Annotated in this window: 20 protein-coding genes; 15 read left to right on the top strand and 5 right to left on the bottom strand. The window is 41.5% G+C overall.

Annotation, left to right across the window (positions count from 1 at the left end; translation table 11 throughout):
• Positions 1-53: 53 nt before the first annotated feature.
• On the top strand, positions 54-620 hold the full coding sequence (locus ACXADT_RS13705; protein WP_474831624.1) for an HAD-IA family hydrolase: 567 nt from the start codon (positions 54-56) through the stop codon (positions 618-620).
• Positions 621-652: 32 nt separating this feature from the next.
• Entirely contained in the window at positions 653-2,047 is a 1,395-nt protein-coding gene (locus ACXADT_RS13700) for an MFS transporter (RefSeq protein WP_474831622.1), read from the top strand.
• A 455-nt stretch (positions 2,048-2,502) separates the two neighbouring features.
• Here the strand turns inward: ACXADT_RS13700 and gltC are convergent, their stop codons facing one another.
• Positions 2,503-3,408 carry a glutamate biosynthesis transcriptional regulator GltC gene (gene gltC / locus ACXADT_RS13695; protein WP_270182128.1) on the bottom strand — a complete coding sequence of 302 codons (906 nt, stop codon included), beginning with the start codon at positions 3,406-3,408 and terminating at the stop codon, positions 2,503-2,505.
• A gap of 176 nt (positions 3,409-3,584) precedes the next feature.
• On the opposite strand from gltC, the gene gltB reads away from it, so the two are divergent.
• Together gltB and ACXADT_RS13685 are read left to right on the top strand one after the other, a co-directional pair.
• Positions 3,585-8,177, top strand: a complete 4,593-nt coding sequence (gene gltB, locus ACXADT_RS13690) for a glutamate synthase large subunit (protein WP_270182129.1) — start codon at positions 3,585-3,587, stop codon at positions 8,175-8,177.
• 12 nt (positions 8,178-8,189) lie between these two features.
• Complete coding sequence (locus ACXADT_RS13685) at positions 8,190-9,674, top strand: glutamate synthase subunit beta (RefSeq protein WP_270182130.1); 1,485 nt, start codon at positions 8,190-8,192, stop codon at positions 9,672-9,674.
• Between the two features lie 43 nt (positions 9,675-9,717).
• Here ACXADT_RS13685 and ACXADT_RS13680 read toward each other — a convergent pair whose 3' ends face one another.
• Positions 9,718-9,807, bottom strand: coding sequence for a putative holin-like toxin (locus ACXADT_RS13680; RefSeq protein WP_270182131.1), 90 nt, complete (start codon positions 9,805-9,807; stop codon positions 9,718-9,720).
• Between the two features lie 191 nt (positions 9,808-9,998).
• Between ACXADT_RS13680 and ACXADT_RS13675 the strand changes: the two genes are divergently transcribed.
• The 4 genes from ACXADT_RS13675 (at position 9,999) to mug (ending at position 12,919) form a co-directional block, all read left to right on the top strand.
• Complete coding sequence (locus ACXADT_RS13675) at positions 9,999-10,946, top strand: ring-cleaving dioxygenase (protein WP_474831620.1); 948 nt, start codon at positions 9,999-10,001, stop codon at positions 10,944-10,946.
• A complete protein-coding gene (locus ACXADT_RS13670; protein ID WP_270182133.1) occupies positions 10,943-11,542 on the top strand; it encodes an alpha/beta hydrolase in 600 nt (199 codons plus the stop codon). Before ACXADT_RS13675 ends, ACXADT_RS13670 begins: the two co-directional genes overlap by 4 nt.
• A 110-nt stretch (positions 11,543-11,652) precedes the next feature.
• Positions 11,653-12,420, top strand: a complete 768-nt coding sequence (locus ACXADT_RS13665) for a class I SAM-dependent methyltransferase (RefSeq protein ID WP_270182134.1) — start codon at positions 11,653-11,655, stop codon at positions 12,418-12,420.
• Between the two features lie 10 nt (positions 12,421-12,430).
• Positions 12,431-12,919 (top strand): G/U mismatch-specific DNA glycosylase, encoded by a 489-nt coding sequence (gene mug, locus ACXADT_RS13660; protein WP_270182135.1) that lies wholly within the window; start codon positions 12,431-12,433, stop codon positions 12,917-12,919.
• Between the two features lie 29 nt (positions 12,920-12,948).
• Here the strand turns inward: mug and ACXADT_RS13655 are convergent, their stop codons facing one another.
• Together ACXADT_RS13655 and ACXADT_RS13650 are read right to left on the bottom strand one after the other, a co-directional pair.
• On the bottom strand, positions 12,949-14,826 hold the full coding sequence (locus ACXADT_RS13655; RefSeq protein WP_474831619.1) for a vWA domain-containing protein: 1,878 nt from the start codon (positions 14,824-14,826) through the stop codon (positions 12,949-12,951).
• Positions 14,827-15,732: an ATP-binding protein gene (locus ACXADT_RS13650; RefSeq protein ID WP_270182137.1), complete on the bottom strand. Its 906-nt coding sequence runs from the start codon at positions 15,730-15,732 to the stop codon at positions 14,827-14,829.
• A gap of 179 nt (positions 15,733-15,911) precedes the next feature.
• On the opposite strand from ACXADT_RS13650, the gene ACXADT_RS13645 reads away from it, so the two are divergent.
• The 3 genes from ACXADT_RS13645 to ACXADT_RS13635 all read left to right on the top strand — a co-directional run bounded on the left by ACXADT_RS13645 (position 15,912) and on the right by ACXADT_RS13635 (position 18,634).
• Complete coding sequence (locus ACXADT_RS13645; protein ID WP_474831616.1) at positions 15,912-16,256, top strand: YojF family protein; 345 nt, start codon at positions 15,912-15,914, stop codon at positions 16,254-16,256.
• Between the two features lie 13 nt (positions 16,257-16,269).
• Positions 16,270-16,932 carry a bacillithiol biosynthesis deacetylase BshB2 gene (gene bshB2 / locus ACXADT_RS13640; protein ID WP_270182139.1) on the top strand — a complete coding sequence of 221 codons (663 nt, stop codon included), beginning with the start codon at positions 16,270-16,272 and terminating at the stop codon, positions 16,930-16,932.
• Positions 16,933-17,014: 82 nt separating this feature from the next.
• On the top strand, positions 17,015-18,634 hold the full coding sequence (locus ACXADT_RS13635; protein ID WP_270182140.1) for an ABC-F family ATP-binding cassette domain-containing protein: 1,620 nt from the start codon (positions 17,015-17,017) through the stop codon (positions 18,632-18,634).
• A gap of 35 nt (positions 18,635-18,669) precedes the next feature.
• On the opposite strand, the gene ACXADT_RS13630 is transcribed toward ACXADT_RS13635, so the two are convergent.
• Positions 18,670-20,028: an MATE family efflux transporter gene (locus tag ACXADT_RS13630; RefSeq protein ID WP_474831614.1), complete on the bottom strand. Its 1,359-nt coding sequence runs from the start codon at positions 20,026-20,028 to the stop codon at positions 18,670-18,672.
• A gap of 121 nt (positions 20,029-20,149) precedes the next feature.
• Between ACXADT_RS13630 and ACXADT_RS13625 the strand changes: the two genes are divergently transcribed.
• From ACXADT_RS13625 to preA, 4 genes are all read left to right on the top strand, one after another.
• On the top strand, positions 20,150-20,554 hold the full coding sequence (locus ACXADT_RS13625; protein WP_270182142.1) for a thiol-disulfide oxidoreductase DCC family protein: 405 nt from the start codon (positions 20,150-20,152) through the stop codon (positions 20,552-20,554).
• A 159-nt stretch (positions 20,555-20,713) separates the two neighbouring features.
• Positions 20,714-21,604, top strand: a complete 891-nt coding sequence (locus ACXADT_RS13620; RefSeq protein WP_270182143.1) for a nitrilase-related carbon-nitrogen hydrolase — start codon at positions 20,714-20,716, stop codon at positions 21,602-21,604.
• Between the two features lie 65 nt (positions 21,605-21,669).
• Entirely contained in the window at positions 21,670-23,031 is a 1,362-nt protein-coding gene (locus ACXADT_RS13615) for an NAD(P)-dependent oxidoreductase (RefSeq protein WP_474831612.1), read from the top strand.
• Between the two features lie 14 nt (positions 23,032-23,045).
• Positions 23,046-24,326, top strand: a complete 1,281-nt coding sequence (gene preA, locus ACXADT_RS13610; RefSeq protein WP_474831610.1) for an NAD-dependent dihydropyrimidine dehydrogenase subunit PreA — start codon at positions 23,046-23,048, stop codon at positions 24,324-24,326.
• Positions 24,327-24,338: the final 12 nt, after the last annotated feature.

Below are 24,338 nucleotides of genomic sequence, written 5' to 3'. Positions count from 1 at the left end.
GAGCCGCTCGATCGAGCGGCTTTTCTTTAGGATTAACGTAAAGGAGTGAAGTCGTGAAGATTTTATGGGATTTTGATGGCACGTTATTCGATACGTATCCAGCTTTTGTTAGTATTATGAAACGGTTTGTTCCTGAACATGTTTCAAATGAAGAGATATTGAAAGAGTTAAAAGTTTCATTTCGGCATGCAACAAATGTATTTGGATTAACAATGGAACAAGTTGAAGAATTCAGAGTGTTAGATAACGCCCTTTCTCCTGATAAGAAGCCTCCTTTTGAAGGTGTTACGGAAATTCTGAACAAATCAGACCTTAATGTCATCATGACTCACAAACCAAGGGAAGAAGTCATCACCATTCTTCAGCATTTTAATATGGAGCATCTTTTTGCCGATCTTGTAGCAGGCGATGATGGATATCCAAGAAAACCAGACGCAGCTTCTTATCGTTATTTACATAACAAGCATGAAATAGATTTAGCAGTGGGTGACCGTTTATTAGATATCATTCCAGCGAAAGAAGTTGGGATGAAAACATGTTTATTTCAAAATACTGCAGATGGAGCAGACTTTTATGTAGAAGATTACAAACAACTCAAGCAATTATTGTGGTCTAAGTAGACCAAATATTGTTCTCAAGGGAGTGGACCATGATGGGTAAGCAACAACGTTTTCTCCTTCTAACATTCCTCCTAGGAGTATTCTTAGGCGCATTAGACTCAGGTGTGATTTCCCCTGCTTTAACCACATTGGTTAAAGAACTCGATATCGATTTGAAATTTACTGTATGGGTCGTTACGATCTACACCCTTGTTTACGCAGTCAGTATGCCGATTATCGGTAAACTGGCAGATCTTTATGGTAGGAAGCGAATATTCCTTGTTGGGATATTCCTGTTAGCTCTCGGTTCTCTTATTGCAGGTATAAGTGGGTCACTTCTACAGCTTTTAACAGGAAGAGCGATTCAAGCAGCAGGAGCTGGAGGTATTATTCCTATTGCAAACGCTGTTATCGGGAGTAGTTTTCCTAAAGAGAAGAGAGGAATGGCGCTTGGATTGATAGGAGCCATGTTCGGAATCGCTTCTATTCTCGGACCTGCTGTAGGAGGATTTTTAGTGGCTCACGTAAGCTGGCGATGGATTTTCTTCATGAATATCCCCATTGCTTTCATCATCTTTCTTATGGCATTAAAGCTGCCGTTAGAAGAACAAAAGGGGTACCGTTCGAGGCTTGATTGGAAAGGAGCTCTTTTCCTATCCGTCATTATTGTTTCGTTATTACTCGGATTGACAAATTTGGATACGAATAACCTTATCGGATCTTTTACAACGTTAACAGTATGGCCGTTATTACTCTTTAGTATTGTTTTAGTTTATCCTTTCTTAACGATAGAAGCTTCGCATAGTGATCCAATCATCAACATTTCATATTTCCGTAATCGAAATATTGTCTTAGCGTTGTTAATCTCAACGATTACCGGAATAGGGATCATAAGCATGATCTTTATCCCTTCTTTTTCAGAGCTGCTTTTGGGGCTTTCAACCGGAAGAGGGGGGTATGTCATGGTTATCCTAGCTCTTGCTTCTGGATTCGCTGCACCGATCGGAGGTGTTTTACTCGATAAATGGGGAGCGAAACAAGTTGTGCTCACTGGCTTTAGTTTGAGTTTAATAGGGGCACTCATTTTTAGTTTCCTAGCAAACGGATGGCTAATGCTTATCATAGGTATGATTTTTTCTGGGGTCGGCATAGGATTTACAATGGGTACTCCTCTTAACTACATTATGTTTGAGCTCACGTCAGAGAAAGAAGCAGGTGCAAGTCAATCTCTCGTTAGTTTGTTCCGTTCGATCGGAACATCGCTTGGTCCAGTGATATTAGCAGGGTTCATTGCAGTTTCAGCAAGTGATAAAACGATTGTTTCCATAGAAAAAAGTATAGTACTAGCCGGGTATGAGAGAATGTACCTAGCAAGCGTAGTAATATTTCTGCTTGGAATGATACTAGCGTTTTTCTTAACGTTACCGTCTAAGACTAGAGAGTATTAAAATCAATATAAAGGTGTTGTAAGATAAAAATCTGTAATTTGATTGCTAATAGATAAAAAGGGATGAGACCTCAAGTCTCATCCTTTTAGTGTAGAGAAAGCCTCGGTATTGTGATAAGAATAGACGATCATCTCCGTTTCAATTGTAGGTGAAGGATAAATGGAAGATAAGAATCCCCATATTCGTCTGTTAAACCATTGGTCGGGATATTCGTAGTGAATTAAATCTCATCAAGTAAGAGAGACGATCGCGGACTCCAGCGGTCGTACGGGCGGCCGAGACCGGGGTGTGGGTTTCACCTCGGGCTTGGACGTTCGTCCGCTGAAAGCGTGCAATCGACTACGGCATAGGGAGCACACCGATTATTGTCATAGGTTTCTCGATTACCAAAGGATGAGACTACATGGTCTCATCCTTTTTCTATTTGATGGTGCAATATGTATCCGATGTCCTATTTATTGGCCAAAGCGGTTAAGAACTTCATAAAAATGGGTAAGAAATTCAAAAAACTTCCTTTCGGATGGAGCGAGATCTCTTCCGACTGGAATAATTACCCCAACTGTTCTCGTTACATTGGGCTCGGATAGTTCAATCTTGACCGTTTCCGGGGGTAATTGTTCAGAAAGCGTGATTTCAGGCAGCAAGCTCACTCCGAGACCTGCCGCAACAAGGCCTTTAATCGTATCGATGTCTTCCCCTTCAAACGCGATACGTGGTTTAAAGCCCACTTGCTGACATGCTGAAGTAACGAGATGATGTAACGCATATCCAGAACGAAACAGTACAAAAGGATCGTTCTTCAGTTGGCCGAGCCTGACCATTGGATTGTCAGCTAACGGATGATTAAACGGAAGGAGGGCGAGAAGCTTCTCTGTAAAGAATATATGACCTTCTACATCTGTACGATCTTTCGGGACAGGAGAGACGAAAGCTAGATCGATTTCGCCTTTACTGACTGCCTCAGTTAATTCTTGTAAGGAACCTTGACGAAGTTGAAACCCAACGCTTGGATGCTCATTCCTAAATGCAGAAATTACAGTGGGGAGGGTTTTTGCTGCAAGACTGTTTGGAAATCCCACACGAATGGTTCCAGTTTCGGGGTTTAAATATTCATGAACAGCTTGTGTCGCTCTTTCAATTTCTGCAATAGCAGTCTCAGCATGATCTTTAAAAATGTGTCCTACTTGCGTCAACTTTACGTTTCTTCCTTCACGAAAGAACAGCTGAACACCAAGTTCTGATTCTAGGTTTGAAATCTGTCTACTTACAGCTGACTGTGCAACATGAAGTGAGGTAGCAGCTTCTGTTACATGTTCTCGTCTAGCCACTTCCATAAAGTAATATAGCTGCCGTAACTCCATATTATGCAACCCTTTCTTTAATTCATATCATTATTAGATTGATTATATCTAAATTATATATTGAAAGCATGAGTCCATGCAACGTACAATAAATGTAGAATATTTAAACAATTAAGACGTTATGGCGGTAAAGAGATAAACCATGGCGATTTGTGATAAGAGCGAGGAGTGGGATTATGGTTAGAAGTAACTTTCCGGAAAAGCAAGGATTGTACGATCCGATTCATGAACATGACGCATGTGGTATCGGACTCATTGCAGATATGAATAATGAGCCGGCGCACAGCATCATCGAAAAAGGAATTTATATGCTACGCCAGCTAGATCACCGCGGAGGGCAGGGAAGCGATCCTGACACGGGTGACGGTGCAGGTATCATGCTAGGAATTCCTCATGAATTTTTTGCAAGTGAAACGGATTTTGATTTACCGGAAAAAGGCGCTTACGGTGTAGGCATGATGTTCTTGCCAGTAGATAATCATCTTCGCCAACGAGCTATAAAGATTCTTGAGAATGAGATAAAAGATGCAGGCCAAGAGTTAATGGGTTGGAGAGAAGTTCCAATCGATGAATCAACGATTGGTGAAGCAGCACGGATTGCTCAACCAGTCATCAGACAGGTATTTATTAAAAAAGGTAATATTTCTGAAGAAGCGTTCGAACGAAAGCTTTATGTCATTCGCAAAAAAGCAGAAAAAGAAATTTCACGTGATCCACAGTTAGCGAAAACGAAATATTATGCGGCTAGTTTTTCAAAAGATACAATCGTTTATAAAGGAATGTTAACACCAGAACAGCTTGATCAGTTTTATCTCGACTTGAAAAATCCGAATTTTACATCTTCTTTTTCTATGGTGCATTCACGTTTTAGTACAAATACGTTTCCTAGCTGGGATCGTGCGCATCCAAACCGCTATTTGATTCACAACGGTGAAATAAATACGCTTCGAGGTAATGTAAATTGGATGAGAGCGCGTGAAGGCGCATTGAAATCAAATGTGTTCGGAGACGACATGAAAGAGATCGCACCGATTATTCGTCAAAATGGAAGTGACTCTTCCTCACTTGATAACTGCTTGGAGTTTTTAACTTTATCAGGAAGATCACTTCCACACGCAGCGATGATGATGATTCCTGAGCCTTGGGATAAAGACACGACGATGCAAGATCCGAAGAAGGCATTTTATGAATACCATAGTTGTTTGATGGAACCATGGGATGGTCCTACAGCAATTGCGTTCACGAATGGTCGTCAGATTGGAGCGATGCTGGATCGAAACGGATTACGTCCTGCTCGATATGTCGTTACTGATGATAATACGTTCATTCTTTCGTCAGAAGTTGGCGTCATCGAAATAGACGAAGAAAAAATCATTGAGAAAGGCCGCCTAAGCCCAGGAAAAATGCTGATGGTGGATTTTGAACAAAAGAGATTAGTCTACGATGAGGAAATCAAAGAAGAAATCGCAACTGAATACCCGTACCGTGATTGGCTGACTAATAATTTGATGAGTCTCACTTCTGAGGAAGTTGATCTAGAGTTAAGGAACGAAAAAGAACTTGTTCAGATACAACGAGCATTTGGATTCACGTATGAAGAATTAACGAAGAATATTGCACCGATGGTTACGGAAAAGAAAGATCCGATCGGTTCGATGGGGAATGACGTTCCACTTGCAGTGTTGTCGGATCGTCCACAGCTATTATTTAACTATTTCAAGCAACTGTTTGCACAAGTAACAAATCCACCGATCGATTCTATTCGTGAGGAATCCGTCACGTCAACGATGACGCTATTAGGACCAGAAGGGAACTTACTTGATACAGATAAAGAAAGCTGCAGAAGAATTCGCCTCGAAACACCAATTCTGACAAAGGGTAAATTTGATGCAGTCCAGAACCTTCATGATGATAGTATGCAGGCTGAAACACTTAACTTATTGTTTGATCCATCACGTGGAGAAACGGAAATGGAGCATGCACTTTTAGCACTTTTTAAAAAGGCTGATCGTGCGATACAAAATGGAAAGAGCATTCTCGTCTTATCTGATAGTGGCGTAGGTCAAGATATGACGGCAATCCCTTCGTTATTGGCAATAAGTGGGCTACACCATCACTTGATCAAGAAAGAAACTAGAACAAAAGTGAGTATTATTATCGAAACAGGCGAAGCAAGGGATGTTCACCAATTCGCTATGTTGATCGGTTATGGTGCTGATGCGATTTATCCTTATCTAGCATACGAATCCATCGCTCATATGCTGAGTGACGGCACGATTCAAGGATTCTCATTTAAAGATGCGATCGATAACTATATTGATGCTGCCACGTCAGGAATCGTTAAAGTGATGTCTAAAATGGGTATATCCACGATTCAAAGCTATAGAGGTGCTCAAATCTTCGAAGCGATCGGAATTAGTAATGAAGTCATCGACCGCTACTTTGCTGGCACAGCATCTCAAATCGATGGGATCCCGATCGATGTTATTGCTAAGGAAACTTTACTAAGACATCATTTCGCATATCACGACTCAGAGTATGAGGATGTGACGCTTGAAACAGGAAGTGACATGCAGTGGAGAAGGGGAGGAGAGCACCATTCTTTCAATCCAAAAACGATTCACACCCTTCAACATGCAGCAAGAAGCAATAATTATGAGCTCTACAAAACGTTCTCGTCGATGGCACATGAAGAAAACTTAACATATTTAAGGCAAGCTTTTGATTTTCAATCGAATGGCTCTGTTCCGATCGAGGAAGTTGAAAGTGTTGAATCGATCACTAGACGTTTCAAAACGGGCGCGATGAGCTATGGTGCACTTAGCGAAGAAGCACATGAAGCGCTTGCGATCGCGATGAACCGTATCGGAGGGAAAAGTAATAGTGGTGAGGGTGGAGAACATCCATCCCGTTTCAAAGCAGATGAAAATGGTGATCTTCGTAGAAGTGCGATCAAACAGGTTGCTTCTGGTCGATTCGGCGTTTCTAGTCACTATTTAACAAATGCGGATGAAATTCAAATCAAGATGGCACAAGGTGCTAAACCTGGTGAAGGTGGTCAACTACCAGGTAAGAAGGTATATCCATGGATCGCTGAAGTACGTGGATCGACTCCGGGTGTAGGATTGATCTCTCCACCTCCTCACCATGACATCTATTCGATTGAAGACTTAGCACAGTTAATTCATGATTTGAAGAATGCAAACCCTTCAGCTCGCATCAGTGTAAAACTCGTTGCGAAAGCGGGCGTTGGTACGATTGCCGCTGGAGTTGCTAAAGGATTGGCAGATTGCATTCTTATAAGTGGCTATGAAGGTGGTTCCGGTGCTTCTCCTCGAACAAGTATTAGGCACGCAGGATTACCATGGGAATTAGGATTAGCTGAAACACACCAAACGCTAGTGCTGAATGACCTACGTGATCGCGTCGTTTTAGAAGCAGACGGTAAGATGATGACTGGTCGAGACGTTGTCATGGCGGCGCTACTTGGCGCGGAAGAGTTCGGTTTTTCTACTGCACCTCTCGTTGTTCTTGGTTGTATTTTAATGAGAGCGTGTCACCTCGACACCTGTCCTGTAGGAGTCGCTACACAAAACCCAGAATTACGTAAGAAATTCATGGGAAGCCCTGATCATGTCGTTAACTATTTAACATTCATAGCTGAAGAAGTTCGTGAGATTATGGCTGAACTTGGATTCAGATCAATAGAAGAAATGATTGGAAAGACGAATGTACTCGAAGTGAGTCGTCGAACAAAGGAACACTGGAAAGCAGGCTTTTTAAACCTAGAACCATTGCTATATCGCCCTCACATGTCTGATGAAGTTGGTACGTTCCATCAACGAAACCAAGATCATAACCTTGATGCAGCACTCGACCGTACTTCTATTATTCCAGCTTGTTTAGGAGCGATTGAAGAGAAGAAGTCCTTCGAAGGAACGTTCAGTATACACAATACGAATCGCGTAGCGGGAGCAATGCTTGGTCATGAAATCACAAAACGCTATGGTGAAGAGGGGTTACCTGAAGAAACGATTAAGTTGAATTTCAATGGATCAGCTGGTCAAAGCTTTGGAGCTTTTGTTCCAAATGGCGTAACGATGAGACTCGAAGGAGACGCGAACGACTACGTTGGTAAAGGACTATCAGGTGGTAAACTGATCATCCATCCTTCAAAGCTCTCTACATTTGAACGAGATCAAAATACAATTATCGGAAACGTTGCCTTTTATGGTGCAACATCTGGTGAAGCATATATCAGTGGTCTTGCCGGCGAACGATTCTGTGTACGAAATAGTGGCGTGAAAGCTGTTGTTGAGGGCATTGGCGACAACGGTTGTGAATACATGACCGGCGGCCGTGTCGTAGTACTCGGATCAACTGGTAAGAACTTTGCAGCTGGAATGTCAGGTGGAGTCGCGTATGTACTGAGTGACAACAAAGACGCATTTCTCGAAAATGTTAATCCTGAATTAGTGCATATGGAATCCTTAACGAATTATGAAGAGATTCTTGAAGTGAAAAAGCTAGTACAGGAACATGCCTATAATACTGATAGTCCAAAAGCAATTCGGATCTTACAGAACTGGAATGAATTCGTAGGTCAATTTGTTAAAGTGATTCCGAAAGAATTTAAGAAGATTACAGCTTCACTAGAAGAGTTAAAAGAACAAGGATACAAAGATGATGATGCAGCACTGGAAGTGTTCCAGCAGGCTAAGAACGGTAATGTGAAGCCGACAAAAGTAAGCGATCTGGAACCGGTATAAGGAGGTATTTGTTTGGGTAAACCAACAGGATTCATAGACTATCCGAGAGAAAAGATTAGTGAACGAGATCCATTGACTAGATTGAAAGACTGGGGAGAGTACCAGCTACCTCAATCTGAAGAAAAACTGAAAGAACAGGGTGCTCGCTGCATGGACTGCGGCACTCCGTTCTGCCACTCTGGTATCGAATTAAACGGCAATGCCTCTGGATGCCCGCTCTATAACCTTATCCCAGAGTGGAACCACCTTGTTTACGAAGGAAAGTGGAAAGAGGCGCTTGATCGTCTTTTAAAAACGAATAACTTTCCTGAGTTTACAGGTAGAGTGTGTCCCGCTCCTTGTGAAGGTGCCTGTGTAGCAGCTATCCCTAGTGATGCAGTTGCGATCAAAAGTATTGAAAAAGAAATCATCGATCGTGGGTTCAAGGAAGGGTGGATGGTTCCGAAACCACCTAAGAAGAGAACAGGGAAGAAAATTGCAGTAGTTGGATCAGGACCAGCTGGTTTAGCAGCTGCAGACCAATTGAACAAAGCAGGACACTCAGTAACCATTTATGAACGTGATGATCGTATCGGTGGTTTGCTAATGTATGGAATTCCAAATATGAAACTAGACAAAGAATTAGTCGAACGTAGAGTGAAGCTCCTCGCTGAAGAAGGCGTGCGTTTTGTTACAAATACTGAAATCGGTGAAGATATTTCTCGAGAAGAGCTTAAGAAACAGCATGATGCTGTCATTCTATGTACAGGCGCTCAAAAACATCGCGATTTGCCAATACAAGGACGAAAGCTTGGTGGCATTCACTATGCGATGGATTACTTAAAGAAAAATACAAAGAGCTTACTAGACTCAAAGCTAGAAGATAAGCAGTACGTTTCAGCTGAAGATAAGCATGTCATCGTAATCGGTGGGGGAGATACTGGTGCAGACTGTGTTGCGACTTCTTTACGACACGGCTGTAAGAGTGTCCACCAATTCGGTAAGCACCCTCAGCTTACTGCTGATCGAATGATCGATAATCCATGGCCTGAATTTCCTAAGATTTTCACGCTTGACTATGCGTACGAGGAAGCTGCAGCAAACCACGGGGATGATCCTAGACAATATTCGATCATGACGAAGAAATTTGTTGGAGATGAAAATGGTAATGTAAAAGAACTTCATACCGTTACGATTGAAAAACACGTCGATAAGCGCGGTAACGTGTTTATGAAAGAGTTACCTGGTACTGAAAAAGTATGGCCAGTCGACCTTGTGTTGATCGCAATCGGATTTACTGGACCCGAAGAAGGGGTGCTTGAACATTTCGAGATCGAACAGGACGATAGAAAACTCGCAAAAGCTGAGTTTGACGATTATCGAACAAATATCGATGGCGTCTTTGCAGCCGGGGATGTTCGAAGAGGACAAAGCTTGATCGTTTGGGCGATCAATGAAGGCCGAGGAGCCGCTAGAGAAGTCGATCGCTACCTTATGAATAAAACAGTGTTACCGTAACAGTTTGAAAACCACTCCTTGTTAGGAGTGGTTTTCTGTTTTCTTAGGACGATCGATCTTTAGAGTGAACGATGGCGAGTACCAGGGCCGAAAAACTGATCATGATGGTTAAAGCCTCATATATACTTAGCATAACATCACTCCTTTACATCTAGCATGGTGTAATAGAGGGTTGTCCTATACACGGAATCCAAAACATTTGACAGTAGTGATAAAGTTTAATACACTTAAGTCGAATATCTCGAATTAAAGATAATTTGAAGATTAATTGATTCAAATAAAGGGAATCATTGCAACCATAACTAGTAAAGGAGAATGTTTACTATGAAGCATACAACTGGAATACATCATATAACGGCTATTGTAGGAAACCCTCAAGAAAATGTTGATTTCTATAGCGGCGTATTAGGTTTACGTTTAGTTAAAAAAACTGTAAACTTCGATGATCCTGGTACTTATCACTTGTATTTTGGTAATGAGGAAGGAGCACCTGGCACGATCATGACATTCTTCCCGTGGTCAAATGCGCACCAAGGCAGGATAGGGTCCGGGCAAGTAGGTGTTACGAGTTTTGTCATTCCAGAAGGAAGCTTAGCTTTCTGGAAACAGCGATTAGATAAATTTAATGTCACAAACAGTGAACGAATTAGATTTGGTGAGCGTGTATTAGAGTTTGATGATCCACATGGGTTACATCTTGAACTCGTTGAACGAGAAGAAGGTGAACGGAACACATGGAGCTTTGGAGGTGTCGATTCTTCACATGCAATAAAAGGATTTGGAGGTGCCACACTTCTTTCAGGTCACCCTGAAGCTACAAATAAGGTATTGGAAGAAGTACTCGGGTTTAAACGAGTGGCTGAAGAAGGAGACTTTGTTAGATTTAAATCGAGCGGCACGATAGGAAACACCGTAGATGTAAAGAAAACAAGGCTCCAAGCAGGGTCACTCGGTTCTGGTACAGTTCATCATATTGCTTGGCGAGCAAATGATTTTGAAGATCATGAATCTTGGAGAACACATATCGAAGAGAAAGGATACAAACCTACGCCTGTAATCGATCGACAATATTTCAATGCGATTTACTTTAGAGAGGAAGGCGGCATACTATTTGAAATCGCTACTGACCCTCCAGGTTTTGCAAGAGATGAAGACCCAACAGAAATGGGGAAAAACCTTCTCTTGCCTCCATGGTTAGAAGAGAAAAGGACGCAGATTGAACGTGTATTAGAACCAGCTGAAGCTAGAGTACTGGAAGGTGATGAAGTATGAAACACATCTTTAAACAAGGTGACTCAACGAAGCCAACACTGCTGCTCCTACATGGAACAGGTGGTACAGAAGAAGATCTTGTACCACTCGCAAACCTCATAGCACCAGAGAACTCCTATTTAAGTGTAAGAGGAAACGTGTCTGAGAACGGGATGCCAAGGTTTTTCAAAAGACTAGCTGAAGGCGTTTTTGACGAAAAAGACTTAGTAGAGCGTACAAAAGAATTAAACGATTTTATTACCGATGCTTCAAAGAAATACGGTTTTGATCGAGATAACGTGATCGCGATCGGATATTCAAACGGAGCGAATATTGCCGGAAGCTTACTACTTCATGATAGCAATTCTCTAAGAGCAGCGATCTTACATCACCCTATGGTTCCGATTCGTGGTTTGACATCCGATTTAACCAATACACCGATCTTTATCGGTGCAGGAGAAAATGATCCAATTTGTTCATCAGAAGAAACGGTCGAATTGAAGAACATTCTTACAGAGGCAGGAGCAGACGTAACCGTTCACTGGGAGAGAATGGGCCACCAGCTGACAAAACAAGAGGTCGAGGAAGCGGCTCGATGGTATAATTCTAAATTCTAAAAAAAGCAGTCTGCCGACTGCTTTTTTTAACTAACTACTTTTACCTCTTTTTGTCCTCTTCTATTTAGACATTTTATTGTATGATAGTTAGATAGAAAAGAGGTTAGAACATGATCTATACTACAGCAGGAAGACCTACCTCTTCCTCCATAGAAGAAGCAAAACGATTAGCACATACTTATAATGGTCATTACATAAATAGAAGAAAACGTTCCGTAAACGAACTTTTAAACGAGACTCAACAACCAATCCTCGTAGTTGGAAATAACAAGTTAGTTTTATATGTAGATAGCAGAGAGCCGATCTTCTTTCACCCAAACTCCGCTATGTTCCGCTGCAAGTCCCTTATGAAAGGAAATAGCGATCCATTTGTTGAAGCTTGTGGATTAAGAGAAGGAATGAGCTTACTGGACTGCACAGCAGGACTAGCTTCAGATAGTATCGTAGGGAGCTTAGCAACGGGCTCGAGTGGCATGGTAGATGCATGCGAGGGTTCATTACTTGGAATTTTACTCCAAGAAGGGTTGAAGAAGTGGAAGACGGGTAACGAACAAATAGACGCGGCGATGAGCAGAGTATCGATAACGTTAAAAAGATATGAAGAAGTATTGCCTACCATTCCAGATAACGCCTATGACGTGGTTTACTTTGACCCTATGTTTGAAGAGACGATCCTTCAGTCTGACGGTGTACAAGGCATTCGAAACGTAGCGATATACGATGATTTAACGATTGAGATGGTAAAAGAAGCGAAACGCGTAGCAAGGAAAAGGATCGTACTTAAAGATTTCTGGAAAAGCGACCGATTCGATCAACTAGGGTTTGACCAGCAAATCCGAAAAACTTCAAAGTTTCATTACGGAATTATAGAACTATAGGAGGGGTGCTATGCTTCCCGATCACCTTGATATGAACTTACAAATCATTTTCATAGGTTTTAACCCTGGGCTTAAATCAGAAGAAGTAGGGCATCATTATGCAAACCCTACGAATCGGTTTTACTCAGTATTATACCGTTCAGGATTAACAGACCGGCAGCTAAAGCCAGAAGAAGACGGTCGATTGCTTCGATACGGATATGGTTTGACAAACATTGTTGATCGGCCGACAAGAGGTGTTAAAGAATTAACGACTGAGGACTACAACCGAGGCAGAAAACAGCTCCTCAAAAAAATTAAGCTGTATCGACCAAGAATAAATTGTTTCGTTGGCAAAGGTGTATACCAAAAGTTTTCAGGAATTAAAAAAGTGAGTTGGGGGTTTCAACAGCATAATCAGGTTGAAGGCACAAGAGATTTCGTCGCTCCTTCAACAAGTGGTCTCGTCAGGATGAGTCTTGAAGAACTCGTTGATATTTATAAGCAGCTAAAGAAATAACGCGTCCAAATCGGACGCGTTTTTGATAACTATACAAATCGTAATAACAAGCGTTTTAACAGTGGTGTGAGGTAAGCAGGAATATCTTGAGCAGAAGGAATGACAAGGCTTTGCGTTCCATAGATGTTCTTCATCGTGTTTTTTTCTTTCTCCTGTGGTTCACCATTTGAAAGAAAGACACCGATCACTTCAATCCCTTGCTTCCTAGTGTTGTTAACTGCTTCATGCGTGTCGATAATTCCATTTTCACTATAATCATAAGCAGAAGGCTCGCCATCTGTGAAGACGATGAGAATCTTATGCTTTTCATGACGGCTCTGTAGTTCCTGAGCGGCTTTACGAATCGCATAGCCATCACGATTATCTTCCTCTGGTTCGAGCTGCATAATAGCAGGACCTACATTAGGAAGAGTAGAGCGGTTGTAGTCGATCACGTTAAAAAGAGTGTTCGGCTGCTGTTCATCATCTGCTTCAAACGCATCTTCATAAAATCCCGTAATCGAGTGTTTGATATCAAGCCCCTTCAGCGTCTCGTGAAACAGCGTGATGCCAAGCCGTGTTTCTTCCATTTTGTCATACATAGAAGCAGAACAATCGACTAGGAGAGAGAAAGTCACATCAAGCTTCGTGCTAGGTGCATTCTTCTTATAGAATAATCTTGGGTTCTTATCTGTGACTAGTCTAAGGAGTTTTCTGTTCAATCGCCCAAAGTGTAGATCACTTCGTGGAGCGATCTGTTTCTGTTCGATCGTTTTTTGAATAGCACTTCTTAGTGATTTCTCAGCATACTGGATTTCACCTTTAGCAGTACGATACGCTGCCTTTTCATCTTCAGTAGGTTTTTCTGATTCTCGTTGTTTTTCTTTGACGAATTTGTTTGCTTCTCCAAGCGGTGCTTCTTTTGAAGATGAGGCGGTATTATTGTTTTTCAAAATCTCTTCCTCATCAAACTGACTTCCTTCAGACTGTTTAGAAGCACCTTGTACACTAACAAAGGCTTGATCTCCAGACTCTTCTTTACGCTCACCTTCACCGATGAGATCTGATTTCGCACCTTCTTCTAGATCGAACTGAAGAAAATTAGAACCTTCTTGCTCTTGTTCTTCATGCCAAGTATTCAACTCTTCATCATGAGACTCTTTGTCTTCATTATCGCTCGTTTCTAGTGTGTCCTCATTTTTGAGCTCTGGAGCTTGCTCTTCCGTGACAATTTCAGGTTTAGAAGACTTTCCATACATCGTGAGGTACTCGGTTGTCATATCCTTCAAATCTCCGCTCAATTCATCAGAAAACAGTTCAGCGAGTTTAGCCACATCCGCAGTACTCCCTGCTTTGTTTATTTCAGTAATCATATGCCTGATATAAGGTTTATAAGGCGATAAGTGGTCGTTCAATGCGACTGGTTTGCCGATTGCTTGAAGGTAGATTGCACAGAAAAGCGCATCAAGATGCTGCTGCTGTCGAACGTGGACTTCCATTCTTCCTCTAAATCGCTTCTGAAATAAACGTTTTCTCGTTTCAAAAGCGTAAGCCGTTCCAGGTCTTCTATTAATACAAATCGCTTCTAGACGTATATCTTCTAGAAGAGAAAACAATTGCTTACGAAATAGCGGATATGATCGATTGTGTAGGTTGAAAAGATACTTGTCGACTTCCACATAATCGGTATTGTGTACATTACCGAGTGAGCGTAAGTATACATCGCTCTTCATTCCATCAAACTGCGAACCATCAAAAATATCGTTCCAGTAATGGCTCACTGTCACTAAGCTTTCTTCAGGCCTATAGTAAGAATGAAAGGCAAATTGCACATCAATTTCGCTGTTACTCAAGGTTTCTGCTAGGTCAGATAGTGAAAGATGCAGAAAAGGATCCGTCTGATTCTCAGCAAAATTTAAAAACTTCATTTATATTGTCTCCTGATAGCGACCAAAAATCGTTTCTGCAATGTTTTCAACTGCTGCTTTTTCCCGTTCATCCTCAAGTTTATCTGTAATCGCCCGTTTGATGGCTCTTCTTGGTTCCATGTAAGTCGTAAGATCACAAGCATCTAGTAAAGAACGGGTAGAAGCTGCTTCTTCTGAAATCTGACCATCGATTACTTTCGATTGAAGATCAGAAGATAGCGTAACGAAGTGATCGAGTAGGGTTGATTCAGAAAGTAACGATTGATCTTGTAGCATCTCTTTAAGGGCTTTACCTTCTAAGTATGGAACCTCGATGACGATGAAACGGTTTTTCAAAGCTTCATTTAGTGGTGCGGTTCCGATGTAACCTTCGTTGATCGCAGCGATAACGCCAAAGTTTTCTTTTGCTCTAACCGTTTCTCCTGTGAAAGGATTCAATACCATTCGTCTATAATCGAGTACTCCGTTCAGAATCGGTAGTGTTTCCGCTTTAGCTGTATTTATTTCATCGATATAGAGTAGCTGTCCTTTCTTCATCGCGTTTTCAACAGGTCCAGGCACAAACGTAATATGAGCATTGTTCTGATCGTCATAAGACAATGTCTTATATCCTAGGAGTGCTTCAGCATCTAAATCAACTGAACAGTTGATCGAATACATCGGTTGGTTGAACATGTAGCTGATGAGCTCTGCGAGTTTTGTTTTACCAGCACCAGTCGGACCTTTTAATAGAACATTTTTTCCTAGAATCAATGCTGTTACTGCGTCCTTTACGATTGATGAGTCAGGGGCTGTATAGCCTTTTGAACCTATTAAATAGGAGTCGGTATCGCTCGCTTCTTTTTGTCGTTTTTCAATTCTTTCTTTTATTTCATTCGGGATGTTATATTCTTCATTGATATTCATTGCTGTTCCCTCCGCATAAATCAATTTCGCATACATTCAACAGTTAACTATAACGGAATAAAACCTATCTTGTCTAATAACACCTTTTTGCAAACTGTCGATTGTGTATCGTTTTACCGTAAAGAAGAGATGAGCTATACTAGTTTTAGTTAATCTGCCTTAAAAAAGGAGCAAATGTCATGAAGGCAATACAAATAGAACATGTACAAGAACTACTTGAAAAATTTGAGAATCAACAAGTATATCTGCACCTTGAAACGACGAGTGGTGCCTATGCAGCACAAAATAAAGAAAAACTATCTGTCGGTGCATATATAAGGAACGGTTCTGTTCGATTTACAAACGTTAAGATCGCAGGAGCAGGTCCTTACAGAATCGGTTTTAAATTAGATGAAGGATGGATGTATGCTGAAGGGTTAACAGACTATCAACTCGATAATAAAGGAAGACTTCTGATGGCTGGTCACGATGATAGCGGACGATTAGCTATTGCTGTTCAACTCAGCCATACACCGTTCGAATAAGGGGGGAGAAAAAATGGAAAAGCAAGTATTAGTGATATTTCCTCATCCAGATGATGAAGCATTTGGGACAGCCGGGGTTATGACGAAATTTGTTCAAGATGGTGTACCTGTAACCTATGCATGTGCCACACTTGGAGAAATGGGTAGGAACATGGGGAATCCATTTTTCGCAACAAGAGAAACGCTTCCCGAAGTAAGAAAGGAAGAGCTTCTAAATGCTTGTAAAGCGATGGGTGTGAAAGACCTTCGTATGCTTGGTTTTAGAGACAAGACGCTAGAATTTGAAGATCCAGAACTTCTTGTCTCGTCGATAGGAAGGTTGATCGACGAACTACAACCTTCATTAATCATCACATTTTACCCAGGGCATGGCATCCATCCGGATCACGATGCATGCGGGCATGCTGTTGTGGAGGCTGTCAAACGTATACCACATGAAAAGCGACCAACGATTTATGGTTTACCCATCACTCCTGAAAGAGAAGAGGTACTAGGGAAACCCGATCGCGTATTCGATGTAACTGATGTTATGGAAACGAAAATAAAAACCATCGAAGCACACAGATCGCAAACGGAAGCGATGGTACCGAGGCTTAAGGATGGCACGCTCGATCTCAATTCTGAGATGTTAAAGTTCATTAAGCAAGAATCGTTCTGGATCTATCCGATCACATAATCTGTTGAGGTTCATATCTATTCGAGCTCGAACATGTTATAATACCCTGTATATTAATTATAGATGGAGGAATACGACCTAAATGATTAACGTTACTGATGTTAGCTTACGGTATGGTGATCGTAAGCTTTTTGAAGATGTAAATATTAAATTCACTCCGGGCAACTGCTATGGTTTGATCGGAGCGAACGGTGCTGGTAAATCAACTTTCCTTAAAATTCTTTCCGGTGAAGTTGAACCTCAAACTGGAGACGTAAGTATGGGGAAAGACGAGCGTCTTGCAGTCTTAAAGCAGAACCACTTTGAGTACGAAGAGTATGAAGTGCTTGATGCGGTTATTATGGGTCATGCTCGTTTATATGAAGTCATGAAGGAAAAAAATGAGATCTATATGAAAGAAGATTTCTCTGATGAAGATGGCATGAAAGCTGCTGAGCTTGAAGGAGAATTTGCTGAACTTAACGGTTGGGAAGCAGAATCTGACGCAGCAGTATTGCTAACTGGACTTGGAATTTCAGAAGACCTTCACCATAAGAAGCTCGCAGACTTACCTGGTTCTGAAAAGGTAAAAGTTTTGCTTGCTCAAGCGCTGTTCGGTTCTCCTGACATCCTTTTACTTGATGAGCCGACGAACAACCTTGATCTTAAAGCGATTCAGTGGCTTGAAGAGTTCTTGATCAACTTTGAAAACACGGTTATCGTCGTTTCCCACGACCGTCACTTCTTAAACAAAGTTTGTACGCATATGGCAGACCTTGACTTCGGTAAAATCCAGATTTACGTAGGTAACTATGATTTCTGGTATGAGTCTAGTCAGCTTGCTCGTAAGATGAAAGAGGACCAAAACAAGAAGAAGGAAGAAAAGATTAAAGAACTTCAAGCCTTCGTTGCAAGGTTTAGTGCGAACGCTTCTAAATCAAAGCAAGCAACATCTCGTAAGAAGTTGCTTGATAAGATCACGCTTGATGACATTAAACCTTCTTCTCGTAAGTATCCTTACGTCGCGTTTACACCAAACCGTGAGATCGGAAACGACCTTCTTGTTGTAGACGGGTTAACGAAGACGATCGACGGTGTGAAAGTACTAGATAATGTTAGCTTCCGTCTTAACAAGGATGACAAAGTGGCACTTGTTGGTAGAAACGAGATTGCGAACACAGTACTAATGAAGATTTTGATGGGTGAAATGGAAGCAGATAGCGGTACGTATAAGTGGGGAATCACGACGTCTCAAGCATACTTCCCGAAAGATAATTCCGATTACTTTGAAGGACAGGATCTGAACCTTGTAGAATGGTTGAGACAGTATTCTCCTGAAGATCAAACAGAGAGTTTCCTTCGTGGTTTCTTAGGAAGAATGCTATTCTCAGGTGAGGAAGTTCACAAGAAGGCAAGCGTCCTTTCCGGAGGAGAGAAGGTACGTTGTATGCTTTCTAAAATGATGCTTAGTGGTTCAAACGTCCTTCTACTTGACGATCCGACGAACCACCTTGATCTAGAATCGATCACGGCACTGAACAATGGTCTCATCAACTTTAAAGGCTCTCTTATCTTTACGAGTCATGACCATCAGTTCGTCCAAACGATTGCGAACAGAGTAATCGAAATTACTCCAAATGGTGTCATCGATAAAGAATCAACTTACGATGAATACCTAGAAGATGAAGCGTTACAAGCTAAAGCTGAGAAAATGTATAATTAAAACAGAAATGCGTCCCGAATTCGGGACGCATTTTTTTATGTGTATGCCTTTTGGGACATTCTATTTTGTAAGAAGCGTAATCGTAAAAACAATGTGATCGCAGCAACAAGGAGGCCCGAGCTTAATCCGATCCAATACCCATAAGGTCCGAATGAAGTGAATTTAGCCAGAACATACCCTGAAGGAAGTCCGACGATCCAGTATGAGATGAGGCTCATGAGAAGCGTGATGTTCACGTCTTTGTAACCGCGTAATGCCCCCTGTATAGGAGCAGCAATCGCATCTGAAAGTTGGAAGAATACAGCATAGATCAGGAACACCTTGATCAATTCGAAAACTTCCCTGTCACTCGTATACCAACCCGCTATGGCATCATTGAAGAAAAAGAGTATGAACGCTGATAACAATGCCATCCCAACAGCAAATCCAATACCTAGATACCCATACACTTTAGCATCACGAAACCGTTTTCCGCCAACTTCAAAACCAACAGCGATGGTTAATGCCATCGAAATACTTAATGGAATCATATATAAAAGCGAAGCAAAGTTGATAGCAGCCTGGTGAGCTGCTATCGTCTCTGTAGAGTATGCACTCATCAATAACGTAACTGCTGCAAAAATACTAACTTCAAAGAAGATTGAAAACCCTATTGGAACTCCTATTTTCAGTTGTTCGATCCAAGTGGATAGTGATACACCATACCAGCGTTTAAACAAGTCGAACGTTCGAAATGGGCGTACTTTTAAGATAAAGAATAAGCTGATTATTAAAATGAACCAATAGGTGATCGCAGAAGCATACCCTGCACCGATCCCACCGAGTTTTGGAAAGCCAAACTTACCGAAAATCAATACATAATTGAAGAATATGTTGATAGGAAGTGACAAGAGTGTAATGATCATCGTTGTTCTTGTTTGACCGAGTGCATCGATAAAACTTCTTAGGACTGAATAAATAAAAAGGGGAAGAATCCCGAAAGATAAACCAATTAGATACCCTTTCGCAACATATTGCACGTGGTCATTTAAGTCCATTAGCGATAGAAGAGGATTTAGAGCAATTCCTCCACCTATTAAGATGAGTACTGATAAGGCGATCGATAAATAGATCCCTTGTAAGACTGAAAATGAGACGCGATCTTCTTGATTTGCTCCTATATAGTGAGAAACGATAGGGGTAATAGCAAGCAAAATCCCACTCAATCCAGTGAATACAGGCACCCATAAACTTGATCCGATCGCTACACCAGCGAGATCACCGGCACCAGCTCTACCACTCATAAGTGTGTCGAAAAAATTCATCGAGTATAGTCCGAGTTGTGTGATGAGGATTGGATATAACACGGTTACTAATAATTTTAGTTTGTCTCTGAGTGATTGAGTAGGGTACATATGAGAACATCCTAACTGTATAGTTTCGTTACCAGAAAAATTATAGCATATCTATAGAGAAGAACTAGAAAGAAATGGTATGATAAGAATGTGAAGTATTGAACATGTAAGGAGGGTTTTGATGACTGATCGTAATAATCCCATCATCTTATTCGATGGTGTATGTAATCTATGTAATGGACTCGTTCAGTTTATGTTGAAGCATGACAAGCAAAGTGTTTTCAAATTCGCATCGCTTCAATCAGAAGTTGCTGCCGAATTGTTGAAGAATGCTGATGTAGAAGAGATACCAGATAGTATCATCGTCATTGCTGATGGACGCGTTTATTATAAATCTAGAGCTGTTCTCTACATATGTAAAAGACTAGGGGGCGTTTTTAACTTCATTAGAATCATTCGTATTCTTCCTGTCTTCATTAGAGATAAAATGTACGATGTGATCGCGAAAAAAAGATATGCATTGTTCGGTAAAAGAGATTCATGCATGCTTCCAAGTAAGAAATACAATGACAGGTTTATAGGTTAGGCTCACATCATGTGAGTCTTTTTTTTTACGACACTTTGAACGTTTTTTGAAGAAACGATTTTACATTATGTATAGTGCTTCATCTACAACAATCTTCTACACTTTTTATAGAAAGAAAATTCAGTCAATTACAAGGACGGTCAAAGGAGGATCGTACATATGTCTGATTCAGTAAAAATAGGCTTAATTCAGGCTAAAAACGATGTTGATGGAAATGAAGAAGTAGAAAAGCATAAAGAGGTAGCGATAGAAAAACACTTAAAGTTGGTGCAGGAAGCAAGTGAACGTGGCGCACAGATCGTCTGTTTACAGGAGATCTTCTATGGACCTTACTTTTGTGCTGAACAAAACAAAAAGTGGTATGACGCTGCAGAAGAAATTCCAGATGGACCGACTACGAAGCGATTTCAGGCTGTTGCACGAGATCTAGGAATCGTTATTGTTCTTCCTATTTATGAACGAGAGGGCATTTCAACCTACTACAATACAGCAGCAGTAATTGATGCAGATGGTTCATATCTCGGTAAATATCGTAAACAGCACATACCTCAGGTAGCGGTTGGTGATAACGGACACGGTTTTTGGGAGAAGTACTATTTTAAACCAGGAAACCTTGGTTATCCCGTATTTGATACCGCATTTGGGAAAGTAGGGGTTTATATTTGTTATGACAGGCACTTTCCTGAAGGCGCACGACTGCTAGGATTGAATGGTGCTGAGATCGTATTCAATCCTTCTGCTACAGTTGCAGGATTATCGGAGTATTTGTGGAAGCTCGAGCAGCCTGCACATGCTGTTGCAAACGGCTATTACCTCGGAGCAATCAATCGGGTAGGTATGGAAGGACCATGGAACATGGGGGAGTTCTATGGTCAATCGTACCTCGTTGATCCTAGGGGGAACTTTGTTGCGACAGGATCACGTGATCAAGACGAAGTCATCATCGGAGTAGTGGATAAGAAGTTGATTCGTGAAGTTCGTGATTTATGGCAGTTTTACCGTGATCGAAGACCGGAAACCTATAATGAAATGACGTCATTGTTACCGTAATAATGAGCAGCAGGTGTAGGCATGAAATACACCTGCTTTTTATTTTAATGAAGGGGGACACGTTCATGAGTACTGTTGAATCGCCTTTACCTGACAAGTTTACAGCTAATTTCAAAGAAGTTGAGTTGCCACTCTCTAATCAAGAGGCATTAAATGAAGCAAACAGGTGTCTTTATTGCTATGATGCTCCCTGTATAAACGCTTGTCCAACAGGAATCGATATTCCATCGTTTATTAAGAAAATCGCATCAGGTAACATGAAGGGTTCTGCTACAACAATTATGACAGCGAACCCTGTAGGAGCTAGTTGTTCGAGGGTCTGTCCTACTGAAGAGCTTTGTGAAGGGGCTTGTGTATTAAATCACTCTACGAAACCGATCTTGATAGGTAATTTACAGCGGTATGCGACAGACTGGGCAATTAAAAACGATCAAGTGTTATTTAAGAAAGGGGAACCTAACGGCAAAAAAGTAGGTATTGTAGGAGGTGGCCCCGGCGGCCTATCTGCTGCGAGAGAGCTAGCATTACTTGGTTATGATGTAACTGTTTATGAAGCGGAAAAAGAAGCTGGTGGTTTAGACACATTCGGAATCGTTTCTTTCAGGCTTCCTAAGAAGATCTCTCTATGGGAAGTAGAGCAGGTCGAACAGCTCGGCGTCACGATAAACACAGGAGTTAGAGTAGGGAAAGATATCGAATTTGATGAACTTCTTAAAACAAATGAAAGAGTTATTCTTGCGATCGGTATGGGGAATGTACCGAATCTTAACGTACCTGGTGAAACATTTAATGGAGTTCATGATGCGATCGAACTTGTGAGAAGTACAAAGTCTTCTCCATTTCCCACTCATCTAGAAGGCAAGAAGGTCGTCGTGATCGGTGCAGGTAATACCGCGATCGATGGTGCAACATGCTCTGTACGGCTTGGTGCAGAAAATGTGAAGATCATCTACAGACGTACAGAGAAAGAGATGACTGCATACGACTTTGAATATGAGTTTGCAAAACAAGACGGCGTAGAATTTCGTTGGCTAACACAGCCGATCGAAATAGTAGGTGACGCTGATGGTAACGTTAAAGGGTTAAAATGCGTCAAGATGCAGTTAGGCGAGGCATCAAGTGACGGTAGGAAAAGACCAGAGCCAGTGCCAGATTCTGAGTTTATCATCGAATGTGATGCTGTGGTTAAAGCGATTGGACAAAAGCGTCACACTGATTTTATTGAAAAGTTAGGCTTAGCTCATCATGATGGTGTCATTTTGATCAATAAAGATTCCATGCAAACGTCAAATTCACGGGTTTACGCTTGCGGTGACGTGATTTTCGGCAAGGGACAAGGAGAAGCGATGGTCGTATCAGCTGCTCAGCAAGGAAAAACAGCTGCGTACCATGTACACGAAAGTTTAAAAGAAATGTATTCCGCGTAGAAAGGAGAATGTATATGGCAGATTTAAGAACAAACCTTGCTGGAATAACATCACCAAATCCGTTTTGGTTAGCTTCAGCTCCACCCACAAATTCAGGATATCAAGTGCAGCGTGCATTTGAGGCAGGATGGGGAGGAGCCGTATGGAAAACGCTCGGTGACCCTATTCTAAACGTTTCATCAAGATATGCAGCAGTTTCCTTTAATGGTCAGAGAGTAGCTGGGTTTAATAACATCGAACTGATTACGGACCGGCCTCTTGAAGTGAATTTAAAAGAAATCTATGAAACGAAAAAACGCTTCCCTGAACATGCTGTAGTCGCATCGTTAATGGTAGAACCGAAACAGGAAGCATGGCATGAAATCGTAAAGAAAGTTGAAGCTGTAGGAGTAGACGGTCTAGAGTTAAACTTTGGATGTCCTCATGGTATGGCTGAACGTGGCATGGGCTCAGCATCAGGTCAAGTTCCAGACCTTGTAGAAAAGCAAACGGCCTGGGCGAAAGAAGCCGCAGGAACACCGGTTATCGTTAAGTTAACGCCGAACATAACAGATATCACTGCAACTGCAGAAGCAGCGGTAAGAGGTGGAGCAGACGCCGTAAGTATGATAAACACGATCAATAGTTTAGCAGGAGTTGATATCGATACATGGCTTCCGATTCCCAATGTAAGTGGGAAAGGAGCTCACGGTGGATATTGTGGACCTGCTGTTAAGCCGATCGCTTTAAATATGGTAAGTGAGTGTGCGAGAAGCAGCCGTATCAACGTGCCAATCTCTGGGATGGGTGGCGTTTCTAACTGGCAGAACGCCGTAGAATTTATGTTGATGGGAGCAAGTAACGTACAAATTTGCACGGCCGCTATGCATCACGGCTTTCGTATTATCGAAGACCTTGTTGAAGGATTATCAAACTACCTCGATGATAGAGGAATCTTATCGATTCAAGACATTATTGGAAAGTCAGTACCCACCTATTCAGATTGGGGAAATCTTGATCTAAATTATAATGTGGTAGCTCGGATCAATAATGATGTGTGTATCAATTGTAATAAGTGTCATATTGCTTGTGAGGATACTTCTCATCAATGCATCGATCGATTACAGGATGAGGGTGGAAACCCTATCCTCCGTGTAAGAGAAGAAGATTGTGTTGGGTGTAATCTATGTTCGATCGTTTGTCCAGTGGATGGTGCGATCGATATGATCGAAGTCCCCCATGAACTACCTGTGATGACATGGAACGATCGGCAGTCGCTTTTAGGTGCGTTAAAAGACAGTAAAATTACAAAGTAAAGGGGATTTATC

It is taken from the genome of Anaerobacillus sp. ABR4_321, from assembly GCF_056158505.1.
This window is presented reverse-complemented; position numbering and strand designations above follow the sequence as displayed.

Bases quoted from the DNA above. Each gene is read 5' to 3' on its own strand.
- ACXADT_RS13700 (WP_474831622.1), top strand. From the start codon at position 653: ATGGGTAAGCAACAACGTTTTCTCCTTCTAACATTCCTCCTAGGAGTA.
- gltC (WP_270182128.1), bottom strand. From the start codon at position 3,408: ATGGAGTTACGGCAGCTATATTACTTTATGGAAGTGGCTAGACGAGAA.
- gltB (WP_270182129.1), top strand. From the start codon at position 3,585: ATGGTTAGAAGTAACTTTCCGGAAAAGCAAGGATTGTACGATCCGATT.
- ACXADT_RS13680 (WP_270182131.1), bottom strand. From the start codon at position 9,807: ATGCTAAGTATATATGAGGCTTTAACCATCATGATCAGTTTTTCGGCC.
- ACXADT_RS13675 (WP_474831620.1), top strand. From the start codon at position 9,999: ATGAAGCATACAACTGGAATACATCATATAACGGCTATTGTAGGAAAC.
- ACXADT_RS13670 (WP_270182133.1), top strand. From the start codon at position 10,943: ATGAAACACATCTTTAAACAAGGTGACTCAACGAAGCCAACACTGCTG.
- ACXADT_RS13665 (WP_270182134.1), top strand. From the start codon at position 11,653: ATGATCTATACTACAGCAGGAAGACCTACCTCTTCCTCCATAGAAGAA.
- mug (WP_270182135.1), top strand. From the start codon at position 12,431: ATGCTTCCCGATCACCTTGATATGAACTTACAAATCATTTTCATAGGT.
- ACXADT_RS13655 (WP_474831619.1), bottom strand. From the start codon at position 14,826: ATGAAGTTTTTAAATTTTGCTGAGAATCAGACGGATCCTTTTCTGCAT.
- ACXADT_RS13650 (WP_270182137.1), bottom strand. From the start codon at position 15,732: ATGAATATCAATGAAGAATATAACATCCCGAATGAAATAAAAGAAAGA.
- ACXADT_RS13645 (WP_474831616.1), top strand. From the start codon at position 15,912: ATGAAGGCAATACAAATAGAACATGTACAAGAACTACTTGAAAAATTT.
- bshB2 (WP_270182139.1), top strand. From the start codon at position 16,270: ATGGAAAAGCAAGTATTAGTGATATTTCCTCATCCAGATGATGAAGCA.
- ACXADT_RS13635 (WP_270182140.1), top strand. From the start codon at position 17,015: ATGATTAACGTTACTGATGTTAGCTTACGGTATGGTGATCGTAAGCTT.
- ACXADT_RS13630 (WP_474831614.1), bottom strand. From the start codon at position 20,028: ATGTACCCTACTCAATCACTCAGAGACAAACTAAAATTATTAGTAACC.
- ACXADT_RS13625 (WP_270182142.1), top strand. From the start codon at position 20,150: ATGACTGATCGTAATAATCCCATCATCTTATTCGATGGTGTATGTAAT.
- ACXADT_RS13620 (WP_270182143.1), top strand. From the start codon at position 20,714: ATGTCTGATTCAGTAAAAATAGGCTTAATTCAGGCTAAAAACGATGTT.
- ACXADT_RS13615 (WP_474831612.1), top strand. From the start codon at position 21,670: ATGAGTACTGTTGAATCGCCTTTACCTGACAAGTTTACAGCTAATTTC.
- preA (WP_474831610.1), top strand. From the start codon at position 23,046: ATGGCAGATTTAAGAACAAACCTTGCTGGAATAACATCACCAAATCCG.